General features: G+C 70.3%; 14 protein-coding genes and 1 riboswitch. Of the genes, 6 read left to right on the forward strand and 8 right to left on the reverse strand.

Translation table 11 applies throughout. The features are described from left to right. Positions 1-28: 28 nt before the first annotated feature. The 4 genes from HGB51_RS06025 to HGB51_RS06040 form a co-directional block, all read right to left on the reverse strand. Entirely contained in the window at positions 29-3,583 is a 3,555-nt protein-coding gene (locus HGB51_RS06025; RefSeq protein WP_141739075.1) for a hybrid sensor histidine kinase/response regulator, read from the reverse strand. A 21-nt stretch (positions 3,584-3,604) separates the two neighbouring features. Next, complete coding sequence (locus tag HGB51_RS06030) at positions 3,605-6,805, reverse strand: hybrid sensor histidine kinase/response regulator (RefSeq protein WP_141739076.1); 3,201 nt, start codon at positions 6,803-6,805, stop codon at positions 3,605-3,607. Then, the gene (locus HGB51_RS20455) at positions 6,802-10,284 is read right to left on the reverse strand and encodes an ATP-binding protein (protein WP_141739077.1); all 3,483 of its coding nucleotides are present in this window, start codon (positions 10,282-10,284) and stop codon (positions 6,802-6,804) included. Before HGB51_RS20455 ends, HGB51_RS06030 begins: the two co-directional genes overlap by 4 nt. A 137-nt stretch (positions 10,285-10,421) precedes the next feature. Next, complete coding sequence (locus tag HGB51_RS06040; protein WP_425505359.1) at positions 10,422-13,889, reverse strand: hybrid sensor histidine kinase/response regulator; 3,468 nt, start codon at positions 13,887-13,889, stop codon at positions 10,422-10,424. On the opposite strand from HGB51_RS06040, the gene HGB51_RS20380 reads away from it, so the two are divergent. The 4 genes from HGB51_RS20380 (at position 13,888) to HGB51_RS06055 (ending at position 15,969) form a co-directional block, all read left to right on the forward strand. Continuing rightward, positions 13,888-14,016, forward strand: a complete 129-nt coding sequence (locus tag HGB51_RS20380; RefSeq protein WP_256123593.1) for a hypothetical protein — start codon at positions 13,888-13,890, stop codon at positions 14,014-14,016. The genes HGB51_RS06040 and HGB51_RS20380 overlap by 2 nt on opposite strands. Before the next feature lie 113 nt (positions 14,017-14,129). Further along, positions 14,130-14,825: a YceI family protein gene (locus HGB51_RS06045; protein ID WP_070207132.1), complete on the forward strand. Its 696-nt coding sequence runs from the start codon at positions 14,130-14,132 to the stop codon at positions 14,823-14,825. After that, the gene (locus HGB51_RS06050; RefSeq protein ID WP_070207133.1) at positions 14,822-15,394 is read left to right on the forward strand and encodes a cytochrome b; all 573 of its coding nucleotides are present in this window, start codon (positions 14,822-14,824) and stop codon (positions 15,392-15,394) included. Before HGB51_RS06045 ends, HGB51_RS06050 begins: the two co-directional genes overlap by 4 nt. Positions 15,395-15,396: 2 nt before the next feature. Next, a complete protein-coding gene (locus tag HGB51_RS06055) occupies positions 15,397-15,969 on the forward strand; it encodes a YceI family protein (RefSeq protein ID WP_070207134.1) in 573 nt (190 codons plus the stop codon). Between the two features lie 136 nt (positions 15,970-16,105). On the opposite strand, the gene HGB51_RS06060 is transcribed toward HGB51_RS06055, so the two are convergent. Continuing rightward, entirely contained in the window at positions 16,106-16,366 is a 261-nt protein-coding gene (locus HGB51_RS06060) for a glutaredoxin family protein (protein WP_070207144.1), read from the reverse strand. A gap of 98 nt (positions 16,367-16,464) precedes the next feature. On the opposite strand from HGB51_RS06060, the gene HGB51_RS06065 reads away from it, so the two are divergent. Together HGB51_RS06065 and HGB51_RS06070 are read left to right on the forward strand one after the other, a co-directional pair. Beyond that, positions 16,465-17,847, forward strand: a complete 1,383-nt coding sequence (locus tag HGB51_RS06065; protein WP_070207135.1) for an L-serine ammonia-lyase — start codon at positions 16,465-16,467, stop codon at positions 17,845-17,847. Between the two features lie 48 nt (positions 17,848-17,895). Then, a complete protein-coding gene (locus tag HGB51_RS06070) occupies positions 17,896-18,891 on the forward strand; it encodes an alpha/beta fold hydrolase (RefSeq protein WP_070207136.1) in 996 nt (331 codons plus the stop codon). Positions 18,892-18,960: 69 nt separating this feature from the next. On the opposite strand, the gene HGB51_RS06075 is transcribed toward HGB51_RS06070, so the two are convergent. From HGB51_RS06075 to metX, 3 genes are read right to left on the reverse strand one after another with little or no spacing between them, the layout of a single operon-like run. Further along, positions 18,961-20,031, reverse strand: coding sequence for a homoserine dehydrogenase family protein (locus HGB51_RS06075; protein WP_171966757.1), 1,071 nt, complete (start codon positions 20,029-20,031; stop codon positions 18,961-18,963). Further along, a complete protein-coding gene (locus HGB51_RS06080) occupies positions 20,028-21,272 on the reverse strand; it encodes an O-succinylhomoserine (thiol)-lyase (RefSeq protein ID WP_070209203.1) in 1,245 nt (414 codons plus the stop codon). The genes HGB51_RS06075 and HGB51_RS06080 overlap by 4 nt, the downstream gene beginning before the upstream one ends. Further along, positions 21,269-22,297: a homoserine O-succinyltransferase MetX gene (gene metX / locus HGB51_RS06085; RefSeq protein WP_070209204.1), complete on the reverse strand. Its 1,029-nt coding sequence runs from the start codon at positions 22,295-22,297 to the stop codon at positions 21,269-21,271. Before metX ends, HGB51_RS06080 begins: the two co-directional genes overlap by 4 nt. Positions 22,298-22,375: 78 nt before the next feature. Then, a riboswitch (SAM riboswitch) is annotated at positions 22,376-22,495 on the reverse strand. Positions 22,496-22,497: the final 2 nt, after the last annotated feature.

The raw sequence follows: 22,497 nt of genomic DNA on the forward strand, positions 1-22,497 counted from the left end.
GCCGCTGGCCCGATGATCTTCTGGCGTTTCAGCGGACCGACAGCACCCGCGCGATCGCCTGCTCGAGCAGGTCGCCGGTCACCGGCTTGCGCAGGAAGCCCTGGAATCCTGCCTCGCGTACCTGTTCCTCGATGCCCGGGTCGGTCCGCGCGGTCACCGCCAGCAATGGCATCGCATAGCCCTGGTTGCGCAGGTGCCCGGCCAGTTCCATGCCGCCCAGCCCCGGCAGGTCCAGGTCGAGCAGGATCACGTCGAACGTGGTGTCGCTGACTTCGCGCAGGGCCGCCAACGCATGCCCGGCATGCACCACCTGGTGCCCGCGCGCGCCGAGCAGGCCGACGATCACATCGGCCACGGTGCCGTCGTCCTCCACCAGCAGCAGCCGCAACGGCGGCAACGGCTGGCCGTCGGCCGCCCCTGCACCGCCGGCCGTGGCGTCGGCCAGCTGCAGCGGCAACGGCAGGGTCACGCTGAAGCGCGTGCCCACCCCGAGCTGGCTTTCCACCCCGATCTGGCCCTGCATCGCCAGCGCCAGTTCGCGGCAGATCGCCAGCCCCAGCCCGCTGCCGCCGTACTGCGCTGCAGTGCGCGCGCCATCGGCCTGTTCGAACCGGCGGAACAGGCGCTGCTGCTGGTCGCTGCTGATGCCCGGGCCGGTGTCGGAGACCTCGAAATACAGGCCTCGATCCGGCGCCAGCGCGCGCGCCTTGAGCCGCACCTCGCCCTGGCTGGTGAACTTGACCGCGTTGCCGAGCAGGTTGAGCAGGATCTGGCGCAGCCGCACCGCGTCGCCCACGCTGCCCAGCCCGGCCGGCAGGTCGTTGTCGACCACGAACCGCAGGCCCTTCTGTTCGGCCAGTGCCGCCATCAGCGTGCATACATCGTCGATCACGCCCTGCAGCGCGAACGGCTGGTTCTGCAGCTGCAGTCGGCCCGACTCGATGCGCGCCAGGTCCAGCGCGTCGTTGACCAGATGCAGCAGGTGTTCGCCGGCGTGGCGGATCGACTCGGTGTAGCTGCGCTGTTGCGGGCTCAGGGGTGAGCCGAGCAGGAGCTCGCTCATGCCCAGCACCCCGGTCATCGGCGTGCGCACTTCGTGGCCCAGGTTGGCCAGGAACCGGGTCTTGGCGGCCGAGGCCTGCTCGGCCAGTTCCTGCTTGTGCAGGGCCAGCTGGTAGGCGTGGCGGCGCTGCACGCGGCGCCGGTACAACCACGCGAACAGGCTCATCAGCAGCAGCGCGATCGAGGTCATCACCAGCAGGCCGGACACGCTGCGCCACCACGGCGGCTGCACGCGGAACTCCAGCACCTGCACCCGCGACCAGACGAGGTCGGCCGAACGTGCCTGCACTTCCAGACGGTAGCGCCCTGGCGGCAACCGCGAAAACACGCGTTCGCCGCCCGGACCGACTTCCACCCAGTCCGGGTCATAGCCGGCCAGGCGGTAGCGGTAGCTGTTGGACGACGAATCGGCGAACGACAGCAGTCGCGCCACGATCCGCAGGTCGCGGTCGGCGTCGGCGATTTCCAGCGGTTCCAGGTGGGTCAGATCGAGCATCTGGTCGCCGCGCCGCACTTCAACCCGTTCGATCACCAGCGGCGCGCGCCGGGTCGCCGGCCGTACCTGGTCCGGGTCGAACAGCACCACGCCGGCAGGGGTACCGCCGGCGATGCGGCCGCTGGCGGTTCGCACCAGGGTGCCGCGACGGAATTCCTGGCTGGGCAGGCCATCGCGCACGCCGTACTGGCGCACGCTGCCCTGCGCGGCATCGACGCGGATCAGGCCGCGTGCGCTGGCCGCCCAGACGATGTCCTGCGCGTCGACCACCAGACCGGTCGCCGACAGCTTCGGGTATCCCTCCTCCGCACCGACCAGCGCGTCGCGCTCCAGCCGCTCGCCGCGCCAGCCATAGCGGACCAGTTGTCCCTCTTCCGAAACCCAGATGCTGCCGTCGTTGGCGCGGGCCAGGGCATGGATACCGGCGCCCGTGCCGCCGGGCAACGGTTCGAAACGCGCACGCGCGGGCACCCACTGCAGCAGGCCCTGGCTGGTCCCCAGCCACAGGTGGTCCTGCGGCCCGCACAGCAGGTCCTGGACCATCTGGCCCGCCGCCAGGCCGTGCGTACCGGCCAGCACCTGCTGCAGGACCCGGCCGTCGGGATCGCGCTGCTGCAGTCCACCCGACGCGGAACTCCAGATCCGGTCGCCATCGCACAACGCCAGCGTTTCCACCGTGCCGTCCAGCGCTGGATCGGTCTGCGCGTCATGGCCCCAGCGCTGCAACGCGCCGCTGCGCGGGTCATAGCGCAGCAGCGCCTCGTCCGAGCCGATCCAGACCTGGCCGCGCCGATCCTCCAGCACCGACTGCAGCCACTTGCTGCCGTTGACCCAGGTGCGATGCTGCTCGACGCTGCCGGACACCGCGTCGAAACGGTCCAGGGCGCCATGCGTGCCGACGGTCCACACGCCCCCGTTGGCCGAGGGCGCCATGCCCAGCACATAGCCATTGCGCAGCGAGGCGGGATCGTCCTCCAACCGCGACAACACCGAGAACTGCCACCAGCGCGGCAGCAGGTGCCACAGCCCGCTGTTGCTGCTGGCCAGCCAGATGCCGCCTTCGCGGTCTTCGTAACCGCCGGTCCAGTTGGGCCGCACCTGGCCGCGCGCCACCGCGCTGTACAGCGGCACCTGCTGGAACCGGCCCTGGTAGACGCGACCGAGCCCGGACTGCGTGTCGAGCCAGTACCCGCCCTGTTCGTCGCGCAGCATCATGCCCAGCACCTGGTCGCCGGCATCCACCTTCCAGGGCGCCGGCTCGAAGCTGCCATCGGGGCGGCGCACCACGGTGCCCGCAACGGTGCTGATCCACAGGCTGCCGTCCAGTTCGGCGGTCAGCCCGTTGATGAAGGCGGTCGGCAGCTTCGACATCGGAACGCGCTCGAAGTCGCGCCCGGTCCAGCGTGCCAGCCCGGCCTTGGTACCCACCCACAGGCTGCCATCGCGGGTGGTGGCCATGTGCGTCACCGACGCGGCCGGCAGGCTGCGCTTGTTGCCGGGCTCGGGCATGAAGCGGGTGATGACACCATCGCGGTCGAGTCGATGCAGGCCGCCTTCGTAAGTGCCGAACCACAGCGCGCCATCGCCGGTGGAGGCCAGGCTCCAGATCGTGTTGCTGCCGATCACCGGGTTGCTGCGGCGGTCGAAGAAGCGCAGTTCGCGGCGGTCGGCGGACATCATCGCCAGGCCCGCGTTCTCGGTACCGATCCACAACTGGTTGCGCGCGTCCACGTGCACGCTCCAGATCTGGTTGTCGCGCAGCCCGTCCTCGGCGCGCCAGACCCGGTAGTTGCGCCCGTCGAAGCGCGCCAGGCCATCGTTGGTGGCGAGCCACAGGTAACCGTAGCCATCCTCGGCCATGCGGTAGACCGTGTTGGAAGGCAGCCCGTCGAACACGGTCAGCTGGCGCGGCGTAGGCGGGATCGGCTGCGCCACCGCCAGCTGCGGCCACAGCAACAGCAGTCCCAACAGGAGCAGCCAACGCGTAGGCACCACCAAATGGATCTCCAGGGACGGACCGGGCATGACCTGACGCAATCGGCCCGATCAAGACGGGATGGTAAACGGTTCTGTCCGGCGCAGGGCCTGGCGCAACGTGGTGGCGCTGACCGGTTTGCGCAGCAGGTCGCCGCCGCCGGCCGCGAGGACCCGGCCGGCGAGCCCGGGCCGTGCCTGCGCGCACATCGCCAGCACCGGCGTATCCGGGTGCCTGGCGCGCAGCAGGCCCAGCAGGTCCACGCCATCCAGGCCAGGCAGGTCGGTGTCGACCAGCACCGCGTCGAATCCGCCGCCGGTCAGTTCGGTCAGCGCCGCCAGCGCATTGGCGGCGTGCACGGCCTGCATGCCCTGCGCGCCCAGCAGCGCGCAGCCAGCGACGGCAGCAGCGCGGTCATCGTCCACCAGCAACACCCGGCGGGCAGCCGCTTCGCCGGCGCACGCGTCATGAACGGCCACGGCCGGCATCGGCAGGCTCACCTGCACGCGCCACTGCCTGCCGTCGGCCGCGTGCACGCGCAGCGCACCGCCGAGCGCGCCGGCCAGCCGCTCGGCGGCGGCAAGTGCGGCACACAGCGTGTCCGCCGAAGGTGTCGGCATGACCGCGGCGCGCCTGCCACGCGGCGCCACGTGGCCGGCGGCATCGAATGCCAGCAGCAGGCCGTCGCGTCCCGGTCGCCATGCCACCTGCAGCACCACCCGCCCTGCCCCGGTCCGCCGGCCGAGGGTGCGCCCCACGCTTTCCAGCAGCTGGGCCAGCCGCTGCGGATCACCGTGCGCGCGCGCGCCTTCCTCCACGTGCAGGCACAGCGCCAATGCCGTGCCACGGCGGCAGGAGGCCAGCACCTGCCGCGCCAGCCACTGACGGTGCACGGCCACCACGTCGAAATCGATCGGTTGCAGCGGCGCGCAGCCGGCCTCCAGGCGGGCTTCGTCCAGCGCCGTGTCGACCCGTGCCAGCAGGGCCTGGCCACCGGCCCGGATCTGCTCCAGCGAACGCCGCTGCGCGGCATGCAGCGGCGAGGCCAGCAGCAGCTCGCTCATGCCCAGCACCCCGGTCAGCGGAGTGCGGACCTCATGCCCGAGCGTGGCCAGGTAGTGCGCCTTGGCCTGCGCCGAACGCAGGGTCAGGCTCAGGCGCTGGCTGGACGCATCCGCGCGCCGGCCACGCGCGACCCGGCGCAGCGCCGCCCAGGCGCCGCCGCCGACCAGCAGCACGCCGGCGCCCACCCGTGCCCCTTCCAGCACCGGGTGGTACCAGCCGCTGCGTTCGACCTGCAGCAGTAGCGCCTGGGTTGACGACCAGCTGCCATCGGCCAGCCGCGCCTGGAACTCCAGGCGATGCTCGCCCGGTGGCAACTTCGCAAAGCCACGGGTGCCGCTGCGGCCCACCCGGATCCATTCGCGATCCAGTCCGCACACCCGGAACCGGTACTGCCGGCGCGCCTGCACCGGGGCCCCCAGCAGGCGCACGCTCACCTGCAGGTCGCGGTCGTCCGGACGCAGCGGGATCACCGCGGCCGCCGGCAACGTCTGCAGTGCACCGTCCCGATACAGCTGCACCCGCTCGACCACCAGCGCCGGTTCGCTCCGGCGCGCCGCCAGGCCCATCGGGTCGAAGCGGGTCGCCCGCCCGTGGCGGTCCACCGCCAGCATCTGCGTGCCTTCGGCCTGCAATTGCGCGTTGATCACCGCATCGGGCACGCCCTCGCTGCGCGTGTACATCCGCACGAGGCCTTCGCGCGGGCGCAGCCGCAGCAGGCCGCGCGCGCTGCTGGCCCACACCGCGCCGTGCGCGTCGGCGGCCAGCGACACCAGGCGCACCGCTGGCAACCCCTGGCGGGCATCCACCTGCAGGCCGGGTCGGGCCACGCCGTCCTGGATCTGGTAGCGGCCCACCCGCTCGGGGCTGGCCACCCACAGCGTCGCCGCGTCGACGGCGTGCAGGGCGGTGACCTCCACGTCCACGCCGGGTACCGGATGCAGGCGCCCTGCCTGCCAGCGGGCCAGGCCATGTCGTCCGCCCCACCACAAGCCCGCGCCGCCGTCGCAGTGCAACGCCAGGGGGCCCACCGGCGGCGGCGTCTCCACTGCATTCCAGCGCCAGCGTTGCGCGGCGGCGCCACCGGGCGGGTGTCGTTCGATGGCGGTGGCATCCAGCCGCCAACGACTGCCGTCCGCGCAGGCCAGCTGCACCGGTGGCAGGTGCGGGTCCAACAGCACGCCGCTCGCAGAAGGCGCCCCTGCGGGCACCGGGTCGATCGGCTGGAAGTACTGCCAGTGGGGCGGCAGGCGCCAGACGCCCAGGTGCCTGCCCAGCAACCAGACGCTGCCATGGCGGTCCTCCAGCGCAGTGCGGAACTGCGGCCGGTCCGGGCTGCCCAGCGGCGCCACGGCGATCTCCGGCAACGGTTCCGCGCCGGGCCGCCACACCTGCGCGTCGTCGCCCAGCCACGGCCCACCGCGACGGGACAGGCCCAGCGCACGGGTGCCGGTACTGGCATCCACCGGTTCCAGCCGGCCCGCGCGGGTCCAGCGCCACGGCCCCGCCGCACTGCCCACCCAGAGGTCGCCTTCGGCATCCACCAGCAACGCACTGACCGGCGCGTCCGCCAACACCGCAGGCGAGGGAATGAAGCGACCCTCCCGCCAGCGCACCAGGCCGCGCGGCGTGCCGACCCAGAGCGTGCCATCGGCGGTCAGTGCCAGGTGGTCCACGCGCCGGTCGGGAAGACCATCGCCACGCGCCGCGGGCAGGAACTGGCGCAATCGCTGGTCCGGCCCCATACGGAACAGGCCGGCGTCGCGGCTGCCGAACCACACCGCACCCTCGGGCGTGGGCAGCAGCACGCCGATCGCGGCGTTGGCCAGCGCCGGGTAACGCGTACGGTCGAAATGGACGATGTGGCTGCGGTCGGCCGACATCCGCATCAGCTGTCCGTGGGCCGTGCCGATCCACAGCCGGTCGGCGCTGTCGACCGCGATCGACAGCACGTGGTTGTCCGACAGGCCCTGCTCCATGCGCCAGATCCGGAAGCGCTCACCGTCGAAGCGGGCCAGGCCATCGTCGGTCGCAAACCACAGATACCCCACGCGGTCTTCCACCACCTGGTGCACCGCGTTGGACGGCAGCCCGTCGGCCGTGGTGAAGCGCAACGCATTGGGCGGTGCCGCGCGCGCGGCACCGGCCCACAGCAGGGAGGCCAGCAGCACGGCCACGCAACGCATGCACCAATGCGTCGTATCGATCACGCCGCCTCCAGCGCTGCGGCCAGCCGCGTACCGGTCAACGGCAGCCGCGCGAACAGCTCGAAACCGCCGGCCCGTGCATCGCGCTCGGCGCAGGCATCGGCGCGCGCGGTCAACGCCATCCGGCGCACGCCCGGCCACAGCCACGGCAAGCGCGCACTGAGGCGCCCGCCCTCGACCAGCAGGTCCGGATCGGCCACGATCAGGTCCCACGGCCCTGGGTCCACGTCGTGCACCCAGGCATCCACGTTGCGCACGCCCACGACCTTGTGGCCCTGCGCGCGCAGCAGCGCGCAGACCACCTCCACGGTCTCGACCTCGTCCGGCGACAGCATCAGCATGATCCGCAACGGCGTCGCCGGAGCAGGCGCGCAGGGGCAGACCACCACCGTCGCACCGGGCGGAAGCGGGTGCCAGGGCAACAGCAGCTGGAACTGGGTGCCCCGCCCCTGCTGGCTGTCCACCACCAGGCTGCCGCCCATGGCCTGGGCCAGTTCGCGGCTGATCGCCAGGCCCAGACCACTGCCGCCATGGCATGGTGCGTCCACCTGGCTGAAGCGCTGGAACAGCCGCTGCAGCTGCGCCGGGGTCATGCCCGGTCCGGTATCGGACACGCACAGCAGCAACCCACTGCCATCGGGCGCGGTCCGCGCGGCCAGGCGCACCTGTCCATGCGCGGTGAACTTCAGTGCATTGCCCAGCAGGTTCAACAGGATCTGGCGAAGACGTTGTACGTCGCCGAGATAGCGGGTATCTGGATCCAGCGCACTGCTCCAGTGCAGGGCCAACGCCTTGCGCCGCGCTACCGGCAGCAGCAGGGCGTGCAACTCGCGGACCAGCTCGGCCAGCACGAACGGGGCAGGCTGCAGCTGCAGGCGGCCGGACTCGATGCCGGCCAGGTCCAATGCGTCGTCCATCAGCTGCAGCAGATGATGTCCCGCCTGTTGCAGGCTGCCGACCTGCTCACGCTGCAGGGGGGACAACGGCGACTGCAGCAGCAGCTCGCTCCACCCCAACACGGGCGTGAGCGGCGCGCGTACCTGGCTGCCAAGCTCGGCCAGGAACCGGCTGCGCTGGAGCGAGTCCTGTTCTGCGCGCTGCTCGCGTGCGCGCGCCTGGCGTCGGCGAGCGCGCCGCCGTTGCCGCTGCTGATGCAGGCGCGACAGCCCGATCGCCGCCAGGCAGATCGCCACGCCGGCGACGCTGCGCCCGACGGTCGTTTCCCACCAGCGCGGCACCACCCGCAACGGCAACTGGCGCACGCTCGACCAGGGTCCGCCGGCATGGCGGGCCTGCACCAGCAGGGTATGGTCGCCGGCCGGCAAACGGGCGAACAGGCGCTGAGCGACCGGGCCGGTGTCGACCCACGCCGCGTCCTGGCCGAGCAGGCGGAAGCGGTAATGGATGCGGTCGGGGTCGCCGCGGCCCAGCAGGCGGACCGCCACGCGCACGTTGCGGTCGGCAGTGCCCAGGATCACCGGCTGCATCGACACCGGCACCTGGAGGATCCGGCCATGGCGACGCCGACTCATCGCGTCGAACACCAGCACCGGGGCCGACACCGGCGTGCGCAGCGCGCGCGGGTCGAAGGCCAGCAGCCCGCCTTCGCGCATGCCCGCCACCACCGCGCCCGCACCGGCGCGCAGCAGGCGATGCGACAGCACTTCCTGCACCGGCAGGCCCTGCGCGGTGCCGAGCACCGTCACCTCACCAGAGCCCGGGTCGACTCGCACCAGTCCACGTGCCGCGCCGGCCCACGCCACGCCGTTGCCGCCCACCACCAGCGCTTCGGCACGCAGCTGCGGGTAGCCTTCGACAGGGCCGACCCGGCGCAAATGCTGCAGCCTTCCATGCACGCGGCGATACTGTTCCAGCGCGGCGTCGCGGCTGATCCAGAGCGTGCCATCGTCGGCTTCCGCGAGCGCCAGGACTGCGCCCCCGCCGTCGCCGGGGACCGGTTCGAAGCGTTCGCGTGCGACCGACCAGCGCATCGCGCCGGCCGGATCGGTGGCCCACAGTTCGCCGTCGCGCGTGCACAGCAACTGACGCAGCGGCAGGTCGTTTGCCAGACCCACCGCCTGCGGCGCAACGTCGCGCAGCCGCTCACCGTCCGGCGACCACTGCTGGATCGCCTGCGGGTGGGCCAGCCAGACCTGCTCCTGCGCGCAGACCTGCAACGACAGCGCCCCTTGCAGCGCGTGCAGGCCGAGCGGCCAGATCCGACGCTGTCCCTGCTGCGGGTCGTAGCGCAGCAGACGGTCCGCGCTGGCCAGCCAGACCCGGCCGCGCGCATCCTCATCAAGGCCGACCGGCAGTGCGGTCACTCCGGCATGGGGATACCCGCCGACATCGCGACCGTGCCCGGTACGCAGGTCCAGCCGCTGCAGGCGCCCGCGGCTGCCGGCCACCCAGGCATGGTGCGGACCCGACGCTGCCAGCGCCAGCGCGTAGTGGCTGCCGATGCCCGGTACGCCGTCGGCGACCGCCGGCAAGGCAGTGAACTGCCGCCACCGTGCCGACAGCCACCACAGACCGTGGCGCTCGCTGACCCACCACAGATCGCCGCTTCGGTCTTCCAGTGCCTGCCGGATCACCACGGGACCGGGCGCCGCGCCCGGAGGCAGCGTCAGCGGCACGGGCAGCACGCGGCCGCCTTCGCGCCGTTGCAGGCCGCTGCGTCCGTACTGCCAGAGCGTTCCATCGGCGCTGCGCAGCACGCCGCGGTCGCCCGGCGCAGCGCCGGTTGGCCGTGCGGTCGTTCCCACCGGCCAACTGCCCAGCGCGGAGGTCACTTCGATGCCGCCGTGGGGATCGGCCCACAATGACTGGATGGGCAAGGCTGCGGAATCCGGCAGGGCGACGCGTACGAAATGCGCGCCATGCCAGCGCCACAGCGCCGAAGGCTGGGCCACCCACAGCGTGCCGGTACTGTCGCGCACCAGCGCGGTCACCGTCGCGCCGGGCAGCGGGTAATGCTGCCATTGCCCGTCGCGGGGCGACAGCGCATAGAGCTGCTGGTCGTTGCCGATGGCCCAGACCCGACCATCGCCGCTGCTGCTGACCTGCCGCAGATGGCCCTGGCGCAGCGCGATCGGGGCCGATGCCGACATCCGCTGTAAGCCGCTGCGATCAGTGCCCATCATCACCAGGCCCTGATTGGCGGTGCCCAGCCACAGCCGGTCGCGCGCATCGACATGGATCGCACGCAGATCCACGTCGGGCAGGCCCTCTTCGCGCCGCCACTGCCGGAAGCGCTGTCCGTCGAATCGCATCAGGCCGTCGCTGCCGGCCAGCCACAGGTACCCGGAGGCATCTTCTGCAATGGCCCGCACCTGCGGATCGTGAAGACCGTCGGGGATGCCCAGCAGGCGGGGTGACGGGATCTGCACCACGGTCGGGTTGCCTGCCACCGGCCAGGCCAGCAGGCCGGCCAACAGCACCACAAAAGCCCGGGCGTGCAGGGTTGCGCGCGGAAGCGTCACCGTTCAGCGCAGCGTGATCGTTCTCATTGCTGCAACGGTAGAGCGTTCACAGGCCGCGCGCAGCGCTGGACCTGTAACGGCGTCACACTCGAGCGAATCAAGTTTTGAATGGATTTCGCGTTTTCAAATTGCGTTGCCTATGGCGAGATCGTCGCATCCGGCGTTCCGCGACGTTTCGCGCAGGCCTGGGCGATCGCCGAGACCAGCAGGTCGCCGGTCACCGGCTTGCGCAGGAAGCCGTCGAAGCCTGCCGCCAATACCTGTTGTTCGGCATACGCATCCGAGCGCGCGGTCACCGCGATCAACGGCAGCGCGTAGCCCATCGCCCGCAACTGCCCGGCAATGGCGATGCCGTCCAGCGCCGGCAGGTCGAGATCGAGCAGGCCTACGTCGAAACGACCGGCGGCCACTTCCGACAACGCGGCCAGGCCGTGCAACGCGTGCACGACCGCGTGGCCGCGCGCGCGCAGCAGTCCGGCGATCACCTCGGCCACGGTGGCGTCGTCTTCCACCAGCAGGATCCGCAGCGGCGGCAGCACCACGGGGCTGCCATCGGGGACCGCCGGCGAACCCGTGCCCGGGCGCTGGCACCAGGGCAGCGGCAGGTGCACGGAGAAGCGCGCGCCCTGTCCGGGCTGGCTGTCGATCTCGATCCGGCCACCCATCGCCACCGCCAGTTCCTGGCAGATCGCAAGGCCCAGTCCGCTGCCGCCATAGCGCGAAGCCGTCCGCGGACCATCGGCCTGTTCGAAACGATGGAACAGGCGCTCCTGCTGGTCGCGGTTGATGCCCGGGCCGGTGTCGGAGACCTCGAAGACGACGCCATTGCCGTGTTCGACCAGCTCGATGCCGAGCCCGACATGGCCGTGTTCGGTGAACTTGATCGCGTTGCCCAGCAGGTTCATCAGGATCTGGCGGACACGCATCTCGTCGCCACTGAGCTGGACCGGACCCGGCAGGGTGAAGCTGCGCTCGTAGGCCAGCCCCCGGTGGTGCGCCATCGGCTCCATCAACGCGTCGACCTGGGCCAGCATCGAAACCAGGTCGAACGGCCGGATGTCCAGCTCCAGCCGGCCGGCTTCGATGCGGGCCAGATCCAGCGCGTCGTTGACCAGTCGCAGCAGGTGGGCACCGGCATGCTGGATCGAGGCCGCATACCCGCGCTGCAGTTCGTCCAGCGGCGTGGCCAGCAGCAGCTCGCTCATGCCCAGCACGCCGGTCATGGGCGTGCGGACCTCGTGGCCCAGCGTGGCCAGGAAGCGGCTCTTGGCCTGCGAAGCCTGCTCGGCGATCTGCTGCTTGTGTACGGTCAGCTGCCACTGCTGGCGCCGGCGCAGGCGCGCGCGGGCGAAAGCGGCCACCGCGGCCACCAGCAGCAGCCCCAGCATGACGTAGCCCAGGATCGCCCAGCTGCTGCGCCACCACGGCGGCTGCACGCGCACACTGATGGTGCGCGACGGGGTCCAGTCGCCATGCGGCGTGGCCGCCTGCACGTCGATGGCGTACTCGCCGGAGGGCAGTCGTGACAGCAGGCGCTCGCCGTCTGCGTTCTGCATCACCCAGTTCTGGTCATAACCGGACACGCGGTAGCGGTACCGGTTGCCCATCGGGCTGGCATAGGACAGCAGCCGCGCGGAGATGATCAGGTCGCGGTCGTCGGGTCCCAGCAGCAACGCCGCGTTGACCGGCAGCGACTGCTGACCCTCTGCGTCGTCGCGGCGCACCTGGATGTTGTCGATGACCAGCTGCGAGGGGGGCAGCACCAGGTCCGGTGCGTTCGGGTCGAAGGCGACCAGCCCGGTGGCGGTCACCGCCAGCACGCGGCCGTCGGCCCCCATCACCGGCGGGCGCCCACTGAATTCCATGTCCGGCAGGCCATCGCGCTCGCCGTACACGCGCAGCCGGCGTTCGCGCGGGTGCCAGCTGACCGGGCCGCGTGGCGTGGTCGCCCAGACCTGGCCGTCCCGGCCCATCGCCAGGCCGCCGATCGACACCGGTGGCATGCCCTGCGCGGCGCCGACGCGCTCGCGCAGGGTCATGGCCAGGCCGTCCCAGCGGTACCGCTCCAGGCCGCCCTTGCGCGCCAGCCAGGCTTCCTCCGGGCTGATCCAGACCATGTCGTAGATGTTTCCCGGGGCCACGCCCGGAACCCGTTGGAACCGATCCTCCTGCCAGCGCAGTAGCCCCATTTCCCCCAGGTCGCCCATGAGCCAGAGCTGGCCGCGCGGGTCGAACAGCATCTGTTCCACCGGCACGTCGACCAGGCCGCGGTCGGCATCGACGCGGATCTCGTCGAGCAGCGTGCCGTCGCTGGCGCGGCGCTGCACGCCGAGGTTGGTGATCGACAGCCACAGCTCGCCATCCGGGGCCTGCCGGATCAGCTCGATGCGCTGGCGCACGTCGGTGCCGCTGCCGATCTTCCATTCGCGCAGCTGGCCGCTGCGCGGCTGGTACAGCCCCAACCGCCCGGCACGGCCCAGCCACAGGGCGCCGTCCGCACGCGGCAGTACCGCGCGCACCGCGCCCACGCCGAGCTGCTTTTCGGTTGCGATCTGACGCAGCTGTCCGCCCGCGTCGAGCTGGTACACGCCGTGCGCGCCTGCAATGTAATAGTCGTTGCCGGCGGCGGCAGCACTGAGCAGGTACGCGCTGTCCAGCGGCTTGCCGTCGAGCTGGTACCAGGTGGAGAAGCGCTTCCAGTCCGGCGGCAGGTAAGCCAGTCCCTGGGTCAGCATGGCGAACCAGAGCCCGCCTTCGTGGTCCTGCAGCATGTCCAGCACGCCGCTGCGCTCGGTGAGGAAGCCGCTGCCGGTATCGCCGGCAAGCAGGCGCACGCTGTGCTCGTCGCCGCGGTACAGCCCGTCGGCGGTACCCAGCCAGTAGCCGCCGTTGCGGTCGTGCACGACCGAGGCGGCGCGCACGTCGGCACTGGGCGTCCACGGCGCCGGGCGCACGCTGTTGTCGCTGCCGATCCGGAACAGGCCGCCCTGGGTGCCGGCCCACACGGTGCCGTCGCGGTCGCGGGTCAGGCGGAACACGCTCTTGTCGCCCAGCACGTCCGGGGCGATGCGGGTGAACGCTTTGCCATCCCAGCGCGCTACGCCGCTGCCGGTGCCGACCCAGACCCGCCCCTGCGGATCGGACAGCATGCTGTAGATGGTGTCGCTGGGCAGGCTGTCCGGATTGGCGGGGTCGGCGCGGAACCGCACCAGGCTGCCGTCTTCGTCGCGGCGGCAGATGCCATGCGCGTTGGTGCCGATCCACAGTGCCTTGCCGGCATAGGCGAGCGACCAGAACTGCCCTTCGCACAGGACGCTGATGTCGGGGAACTGTTCGAAGTGTTTGCGGTCCGGGCCCAGCATGCTCAGGCCGCCGCCATTGCTGCCGACCCAGACCCGGTCCAGCGGATCGACGAGCAGCGTTTCGATTTCATTGCTGGGCAGCGAGCCGGGGTCATCCGGTTCATTGCGCCAGACTCGCAAACCGACCCCGTCGACCCGTGCCAGGCCATCGTCGGTGGCCGCCCAGATGTAGCCCTGGCGGTCCTGGGCAAGCGCCAGCACCATGCGCGAGGGCATGCCTTCGGCGGCACCGAAGCGGCGCATGCGCGGTGTTTCTGCCGATGTCCCTGCGGCCCACAACGCCGATGGCACGGCGCATGCCGCCAGTACCAGCAGCACGATGCCTGCCCGCCAACCGCGCGCGCTCAACGCCATCGAGTTCTCCCTGTAGGCGGCGATTGTCACACAGCGGACGGTGCTGCGCGCCTGGGCGCGCCACGATCTGTTGCAGCCATGGAGCTGCCGGGCATCACGGGGCAGCGCGTATGATCGGTCCAGCCCTGAATGGAGCCGGCCGTGATCCGTCGCCTGACCCTCGCCCCGTTGCTGTGCCTGGCCCCATTGGTGGCTGTTGCGGCACCGCCGACCTATCGCCTCGACCCGGTGCACACCCGCGTGCTGTTCGCGGTTGAGCATGCGGGGTTTTCGAACGCGCTGGGCACGGTGTCTGGCAGCGAAGGGACGCTTTCCTTCGACCCGGAGGATTGGAGCAGCGCGACGTTGTCGGTCACTGTGCCGATGCAGCGCATCGACCTCGGCGACGACAAGTGGAACCAGGCCACGCTGGCGCGCAATCTGCTGGACGCCGAGCGTTACCCTGAGGCGCGCTTCGTCTCGACCAGGGTCGAGCCGGTCGACGCGGACCACGCCCGGGTGATCGGCGAGCTGACGCTGCATGGGGTGACCCGCGAGGTCACGCTGGAGGTGACGCTCAATGCGGTCAAGCGCCACCCGATGCCGCCGTTCCGGCGCACGGCGGGCTTCTCGGCGACGACCACGCTCAGCCGCAGTGCGTTTGGCGTGGATGCGTGGCCGTCGATGATCGGCGATGAGGTACAGCTGCGGATCGAAGCCGAAGCGGTGCGCGATCGTTCGGCCGCTGATCCGCAGGACGCACCGTCCGTCGAGGCGCCGGGAACTCCGGCGCCGACCGACGACTCCGACACTTCACCTTCGCCAGCCGGGACGCGCTCGCCATGACCATTCGAAACACCCCTGACCGCTGGGGCAATGTCAGCCAGGGCCTGCATTGGCTGATCGCGCTGTTGATCCTGCTGCTGGGCATCGTCGGGCTGACGATGGGCGAGCTGCCGCGTACGCCGAAATATTTCTGGGTGTACACGGCGCACAAGTCGCTGGGCATCACAGTGCTGGCGCTGGTGGCGCTGCGCCTGGGCTGGCGCCTGGTGGCCGGTGCGCCGGAACCGGTGCCGGGCACGCCAAGCTGGCAGGAGCGGATCGCGTCGGCGACGCATTGGCTGCTGTACGTGCTGATGTTCGCGCTGCCGCTGTCGGGCTGGATCTACGATTCGGCCAGCGGGCTGCGTCCGTTCCGCTGGTTCGGGCTGGTCGAGATGCCCAAGGTGGTGGCGCCGAGCCGGGGCGCGGCCGACATTTCGCATGCGATCCACGAGTGGGGCTTCTGGCTGCTGATCGCGGTCGTGGTCGCGCACGCGGGCGCGGCGCTGTACCACCATCTGTTCCAACGCGATGCCACGCTGGCGCGCATGCTGCCGCAGGGCTGGCTCACCTCCCCCCAGAAGGATTGACGATGACCATCAAGCTCACCTCTCCCGCCGCCGTAGCCGCTGCGCTGGCCGGCCTCATGGCCACCGCGCCGGTGCTGGCCGCCGACTATGTGCAGGCGCCGGGCGCCGGTTCGCACCTGGCGTTCGCCACCAAGTACGACGGGGAGACCTTTACGGGCAGCTTCCCGGGTTTTTCGACCCGGCTGAGCTTCGACCTGGCGAATCCGGCGGCGGGCTCGCTGGATGTGACCATTCCGCTGGCCGGGGCAAAGAGCGGCAACAGCGACCGTGATTCGACCCTGCAGGGGGCGGAATTCTTCAACGTGGCCAAGTTCGCCACCGCGCGCTACACCGCCAAGGGCTTCACCAAGGTTGCCGAGGGCAAGTACGAGGCCAAGGGCACGCTGGAGCTGCGCGGGGTGAGCAAGCCGGTGACCCTGAGCTTCGACTGGAAGCCGGGCGCGAATCCGGTGCTGACTGGCAAGGCTACTGTGAAGCGGCTGGACTTCGGTGTCGGCGAAGGCGATTGGAAAGACACCAAGACCATTCCGAACGAGACTGCGATCAGTACGGTGGTCAAGTTCCAGGCGAAGTGATTGTTCCCGTTAAGAGCAGCGTTTCAGTTGCTACGTGCTGGGGCGGCCGTCGGGCAGCCCCGCTCCGGGACACGCCGTGAACCCGTCCATGGGGGCTGCTAGAAAACATCCATGTTTTCTAGCGTCCCTCCGGGGGCTACCCGCCGGCCGCCCCCGATGGTTGGTCGTGATGCGGCCCGAGCGCCAACCATTCTGCAAGCTGGACCGTATCGAATGGCCAGTCCAGCTCACGACCCCCTGAGTCCTGCAGGACCGGGACCCGGATTCCGTAGCGGGCTTCAAGGTCCGCATCTTCATCAATGAACACACTCTCCAGCCCCCTGACCCGGGCCTGGGCCAGTACGGCCAGGGCCTGGTCGCAGAGGTGGCAGTCGTCGCGCTGGTAAAGAATGAACATTCGGCTCCAGATCGTCGGAAAATGCTGCGCCGCAGCCAGGCCGGGCGGCGGGGACAGCATAGAATAGCGCTCCATCCGATACCCGCAGTTTGGCAATCATGGCTGTCAGCACGTTCGACGTTTTCAAGATCGGCATTGGCCCGAGCTCCTCGCACACCGTAGGGCCGATGAAGGCTGCCGAACGCTTCGTGCACCGCTGGCTGCTGGACCCGGGCTGCCTGCAGGACGTGGTACGCATCCGTGCGGATGTGTACGGTTCGCTGGCCCTGACCGGGCGCGGCCACGGTACCGACAAGGCGGTGCTGCTGGGCCTGGAGGGCCAGCGCCCGAACATGATCGATCCGGACATCATTCCCGATACGCTGGAACGCATCCGCAGCACCAAGCGGATCCGGCTGATGGGCACCCATGAAATCGCCTTCGACGAGAAGCGCGACCTGGGCCTGAACAAGCGCCAGAAGCTGCCGTACCACACCAACGGCATGCGCTTCACTGCGTACGATGCGCAGGAGCAGGTGATCGCCACGCGTGATTACTACTCGGTGGGCGGTGGCTTTGTGGTCAACCAGGACGATGCCGCCGACGACCGCATCGTGCCGGATGAAACGCCGCTGCCCTACCCGTTCAAGAGCGGCGACGAGCTGCTGGCGCAGACGGCGCGCAGCGGGCTGAGCATCGCGCAGCTGATGTTCGAGAATGAAAAGTGCTGGCGCAGCGAGGACGAGATCCGCGAGCAGCTGCGCGAGATCTGGAATGCCATGCAGGCCTGCGTGACCCGTGGCATCCGCCAGGAAGGCACGCTGCCGGGCGGGCTGCACGTGTCGCGGCGCGCGCCGGCGCTGTACCGCGAGCTGTCGTCCAAGCCGGAAGCGGCGATGCGCGACCCGCTGACCACGCTGGACTGGGTGAACCTGTACGCGCTGGCGGTGAACGAAGAAAACGCGGCGGGCGGTCGCGTGGTGACCGCGCCGACCAATGGGGCGGCCGGGGTGCTGCCGGCGGTGCTGCACTATTTCGACCGGTTCTGCCCGGGCGCGAACGAACAGCGCGTGTTCGATTTCCTGCTGACGTCGGCGGCGATCGGCATCCTGTACAAGGAAAACGCGTCGATCTCGGGCGCGGAAGTGGGCTGCCAGGGCGAGGTGGGCGTGGCCTGCTCGATGGCGGCCGGCGGGCTGGTCGCGGCGTTGGGCGGCAACCCGAGCCAGATCGAGAATGCGGCCGAGATCGGCATGGAACACAACCTGGGCCTGACCTGCGACCCGATTGGCGGGCTGGTGCAGATTCCGTGCATCGAGCGCAATGCGATGGGCGCGGTGAAGGCAATCAATGCGTCGCGGATGGCGATGCGCGGCGACGGCAAGCACAAGGTGTCGCTGGACAAGGTCATCAAGACCATGCGCGACACCGGCCGCGACATGCAGGACAAGTACAAGGAAACCAGCCGTGGCGGCCTTGCGGTGAACGTCATCGAATGCTGATGTAATGCGCGGGCGGTTATGCTCCAGTCTCCCCCACTGGAGACCGCCATGCGCATCCTGGCTGCCACCCTGCTTGCCTGCCTGCCCCTGACCTCGTTCGCTGCCGAGACCTACGACGAACGCCTGCAGGAATTCGACTACGGCTGGCCGGTCAAGACCTTCAGCTTCGAGTCGCAGCGCCAGCCGCTGGAAATGGCCTACCTGGACGTGGCGCCCACGGGCGCCGCGATGGCCGGCACGGTGGTGCTGCTGCATGGCAAGAATTTCTGCGCCGGTACCTGGCGCGACGCGATCAAGGCGCTCAGCGCCGCGGGTTACCGGGTGATCGCGCCGGACCAGGTGGGCTTCTGCAAGTCCAGCAAGCCGGAGCGCTACCAGTATTCGTTCGGGCAGCTGGCGGCCAATACCGAAGCGTTGCTTGCCCATTTGAAACTCGACAGCTCGCAGGTGAACCTGGTCGGCCATTCGATGGGCGGCATGCTGGCCGCGCGATTCGCACTGATGTATCCGCAGCAGTTGCGCACGCTGGCGCTGGTCAACCCGATCGGACTGGAAGACTGGAAGGCCAAGGGCGTGCCGTGGCGCAGCGTGGATGCCTGGTATGCCAACGAGCTCAAGACCAGCTTCGACAGCATCAGGAAATATCAGCTGGACGTGTACTACGGCGGCGACTGGACCCCGGAATACGAGCATTGGGCGCGCATGCAGGCTGGCATGTACGCCGGTACCGGCAAGCAGGCGGTGGCGTGGAGCCAGGCGCTGACCTCGGACATGGTGTTCAACCAGCCGGTGGTGTACGAGCTGCCGAACCTGCGCGTGCCGACGACGCTGTTCATCGGGCAGAAGGACCGAACCGCGATCGGCCGCGACCTGGCGCCGCCGGCATTGAAGGCGACGCTGGGCAATTACCCGGCGCTGGGAAGAGCCGCCGCGGCCGCGATTCCCGGTGCGACGCTGGTGACCTTCGACGACCTGGGGCATTCGCCGCAGGTGCAGGATCCGAAGCGGTTCAATGAGGCGTTGTTGAAGACGTTGCAGCGGTAGAGCCACGCCCTGCGTGGCTGCTCCGCAATGTCCGGTGCTCCAGGCCCTGCAGCCACGCAGGGCGTGGCTCTACCGGGCGCGGGTGATGGTCAGGACGTCGTCCAGCAATGCGGCCGCGGTGATCTCCGCGCCCGCACCTGGCCCCTGGATCAACAACGGTTGCGCGTTGTAACGGTCGCTGTGGATGGCCACGCGGTTGTCGGTCTGGGCGCCGCCGGCCAGCGGGTGGTCGCGCGGGATGATGCGCAGGCCGACCGTTGCGCCTTCGGCATCGAAGCCGCCGATGAAACGCAGGCACCCCCCCTGCTCGCGCGCCTGTTCCCATTGCGCGCGTAACGGCGCGTCGAGCAGCGACAGCTGCTCGATCGCAGCAGCCGTCGGCAACGCGGCCAGTGCCACAGGCACCAGCGAGGTGACCTGCACCTGTTCGGCGCGCAGCGCGATGCCGCTGGCGCGGGCCAGGATCAGCAGCTTGCGGCGCACGTCTTCACCGGACAGGTCCACGCGCGGGTCGGGCTCGGTGTACCCCGCCGCAGCCGCTTCGGCGACCCATGCCGAGAACGGACGCTCACCATCGTAGTGGTGGAACAGCCACGCCAGCGAACCAGACAACACGCCTTCGACCCGATGGATGCGGTCGCCGCCGGCGACCAGCCCACGCAGGCTGCTCAACAGCGGCAGGCCGGCTCCCACGGTGGCGCTGTCGCCGTACTGGGCGCCGCCGTCCTGGCCGCTGTCGGTGATCGCCTGGGCGCGGGCCAGCTGTGCGCCCTGCCCCAGCTTGTTGGCGGTGACGACATGTACGCCACGCGCCAGCCACTGTTCGTGCCAGTTGGCCACGTCATCGCTGGCGGTGGCATCGACCACCACGTCACCGCGCTGCAGGCCTTCGGCTTCGGCCCAGGGCTGCAGCACCGGTACGTCGCGTGCCGCGTCGTTGGCGTGCTGCAGGGCCTGCGCCGGCTGCTGCCCGCAGGCGCGCGCGGTGCGCGAGTTGGCCAGCCAGGAGAACTGCGGCAGGTCGATGCCGCGCGACTGCAGCGACTGGTAGCGCTGCACGAACGCGGTCCCCACGGTCCCGGTTCCCAGCAACGCCAGCCGACGCGCCGCCGGCCGTGCGAACGGCAGCACCGCGCTCATGCATCCACCCGTTTGCGTTCGGCCAGCTGCACCTGGCGGTCGATCACCGCCTGGGCACGTTCCAGCCCGGCCTGCAGGTCCGCCACCAGGTCTTCGGACGCTTCGATGCCCACCGACAGGCGCAGCAGTCCTTCGCTGATGCCGGCATGCGCGCGCGCCTCGGCGGTCATCGCCGCATGGGTCATGGTGGCCGGGTGCGCGACCAGGCTTTCCACGCCGCCCAGCGACTCGGCCAGGGTGAAGCAGCGCAGGCCATCGACGAAGGCGCGTACCGCCGCGTGCGGGTCATCGCCCGGACACGAGGCCAGCTCGAACGACAGCATCGCGCCAAACCCGCTCTGCTGGCGCGCGGCGATGGCATGCCCCGGGTGGTCGGCCAGACCCGGGTAGTACACCTGCGCCACCGCATCGCTGGCCGCGAGCAGCTGCACGATGTCGGCGGTGTTCTCCTGGTGTGCGCGCAACCGCGCGCCCAGGGTGCGCAGGCCGCGCAGGGTCAGGAAGGCGTCGAACGGCGAACCGGTCAGGCCCAGCGCATTGGCCCACCACACCAGCTGTTCGTGCAGCGCCGGGTCGCGGGCGATCACCGCACCGCCGACCACGTCGCTGTGGCCGTTGATGTACTTGGTGGTGGAGTGCAGCACCACGTCGGCGCCGAAGGCGATCGGCTGCTGCAGCGCCGGCGAAAGGAAGGTGTTGTCGACCACCACCTTGGCGCCTGCGCGGTGCGCGGCGTCGATCACGAAGCGCAGGTCGGTGATGCGCAGCAGCGGGTTGGACGGGGTTTCCACCAGCACCAGGGTCGGCGACTGCGCCAGCGCCTCGGCCAGCGAACGCGGATCGGTCAGGTCGGCGGTGACCAGGTTGAAGTGGCCCTTCTTCGCCAGCGCGTTGAACAGGCGCCAGCTGCCGCCGTAGGCATCGTGCGGCACCACCAGGGTGTCGCCCGGCTGCAGCAGCGCATTGAGCACCAGGTTGATCGCGCCCATGCCGGTGGAGGTGATGACGCCGCCGGCGCCCCCTTCCAGTTCGGCCAGCGCTTCGCCGAGCAGGTCGCGGGTGGGGTTGCCACTGCGCGTGTAGTCGTACTGGCGCTTGTTGCCGAAGCCGTCGAAGCTGAAGTTCGACGACAGCACGATCGGCGGGATCACCGCCCCGTGCGCGGTATCGCGATCGATCCCGGCGCGCACGGCGGCGGTGACACGGCTACAGGACGGTTCGGAACCGGCGGACAGGCTCATGCGTTTTCTCCCGGGGTACGAAATGCAGTGGCGAGGATCGCGTCGATGCGATCGGTTTCTTTGAGGAAGGCGTCGTGGCCATACGGCGAGCGCAGGACGCGCAGGCTGCCGCGCGGGCCCAGCCCTTCGACCAGGCCGACCAGGTCGGCCAGCGGCACCAGGCGGTCGCCTTCCACGGCGACCACCACCGTCGGCACGCCGATCGCGGCAGGGTCGACACGGTGCAGGTCGATCGATTCGGACAGGCGCAGGTAGGCTTCCACCGGCGTGCGCGCGACGTACTGCGCACCGGCAGCGTCCAGGTAATCTTCGGCCGCCACGCGCACCCGGCCATTGACCACTTCCGGCGGCGCATCGAAGCGCTCACCGAACTCTTCCGGGGTGCGGTAGCTGAGCATGGCGAACTGCCGTGCCAGCGCCAGGCCATGGTGCTCGGCGCACTGCAGTTGCCCCAGGGCAACCGCGCGACGCTGCAGCGCGCGCCAGGCTGCGGCATACGGGTGCGGGCGGTGCGCGCCGCTGACTGCGACCAGCCGCGCCAGCCGCTGCGGATGGCGCACCGCGAACTGCTGCCCGACCAGCGCGCCATACGAGTAGCCGACGAAGCTCTGCAGCTGCGCGATGCCAAGGTGATCCAGCAACAGCGCCAACGCGTCGGCCTGGTCGGCGGTGTCGATCGGCAGGTCGAGCGCGCCGTCGGCGCCGATGAAGTCGAAGGCCAGCACCTGGCGCACGGCCGGATCCAGCGTGCGGCCCGCCGCGACCAGGCCCTCGGCCCAGCCCTTCTCGGGGAACTCGGCGTTGGCGGCGACGTGGCGATGCGCAGAGATGCCACCGGCCAGCACCACCACCGGTGCCCCGGCCCGGCCCACCAGTTCATAGCGCAGGCGCACCGGTCGCGCACCGCCGTGGCGCATCGACAGCACCGCGGCGATCTCGCCGCGCACGGCGCTGCGCCCGGCATCGACCGGAACGCTCAGGGGGGCGAAGGATTCGGAGGCAACAGCGGCGGTGGCGAAACTCATGGCGGTATCCCGAGGAGGAAAACGGCCATCGAGCTTTCGCGGAGCTCGCGTTCGAAGCGCACGGTGCGTGCACGGTTCGAACCATCTTTCGGTGGACGCCACGGTCCCCGCAGGATTTGGCACCTACGCAGGTCGCTTGCGCGCCTGCGGGCTGCCCCGGCTTCAAAGGGCCTGTCCCTCTGCCGGTCTCGATGGTGGAG

Source organism: Stenotrophomonas bentonitica (genome assembly GCF_013185915.1).
Taxonomy (GTDB): Bacteria; Pseudomonadota; Gammaproteobacteria; order Xanthomonadales; family Xanthomonadaceae; genus Stenotrophomonas; species Stenotrophomonas bentonitica.

Coding starts and splice junctions, on each gene's coding strand:
- HGB51_RS06025 (WP_141739075.1), bottom strand. CDS start 3,583: ATGCCCGGTCCGTCCCTGGAGATCCATTTGGTGGTGCCTACGCGTTGG.
- HGB51_RS20380 (WP_256123593.1), top strand. CDS start 13,888: ATGCGCGGTGTTTCTGCCGATGTCCCTGCGGCCCACAACGCCGATGGC.
- HGB51_RS06040 (WP_425505359.1), bottom strand. CDS start 13,889: ATGCGCCGCTTCGGTGCCGCCGAAGGCATGCCCTCGCGCATGGTGCTG.
- HGB51_RS06045 (WP_070207132.1), top strand. CDS start 14,130: ATGGAGCCGGCCGTGATCCGTCGCCTGACCCTCGCCCCGTTGCTGTGC.
- HGB51_RS06050 (WP_070207133.1), top strand. CDS start 14,822: ATGACCATTCGAAACACCCCTGACCGCTGGGGCAATGTCAGCCAGGGC.
- HGB51_RS06055 (WP_070207134.1), top strand. CDS start 15,397: ATGACCATCAAGCTCACCTCTCCCGCCGCCGTAGCCGCTGCGCTGGCC.
- HGB51_RS06060 (WP_070207144.1), bottom strand. CDS start 16,366: ATGTTCATTCTTTACCAGCGCGACGACTGCCACCTCTGCGACCAGGCC.
- HGB51_RS06065 (WP_070207135.1), top strand. CDS start 16,465: ATGGCTGTCAGCACGTTCGACGTTTTCAAGATCGGCATTGGCCCGAGC.
- HGB51_RS06070 (WP_070207136.1), top strand. CDS start 17,896: ATGCGCATCCTGGCTGCCACCCTGCTTGCCTGCCTGCCCCTGACCTCG.
- HGB51_RS06075 (WP_171966757.1), bottom strand. CDS start 20,031: ATGAGCGCGGTGCTGCCGTTCGCACGGCCGGCGGCGCGTCGGCTGGCG.
- HGB51_RS06080 (WP_070209203.1), bottom strand. CDS start 21,272: ATGAGCCTGTCCGCCGGTTCCGAACCGTCCTGTAGCCGTGTCACCGCC.
- metX (WP_070209204.1), bottom strand. CDS start 22,297: ATGAGTTTCGCCACCGCCGCTGTTGCCTCCGAATCCTTCGCCCCCCTG.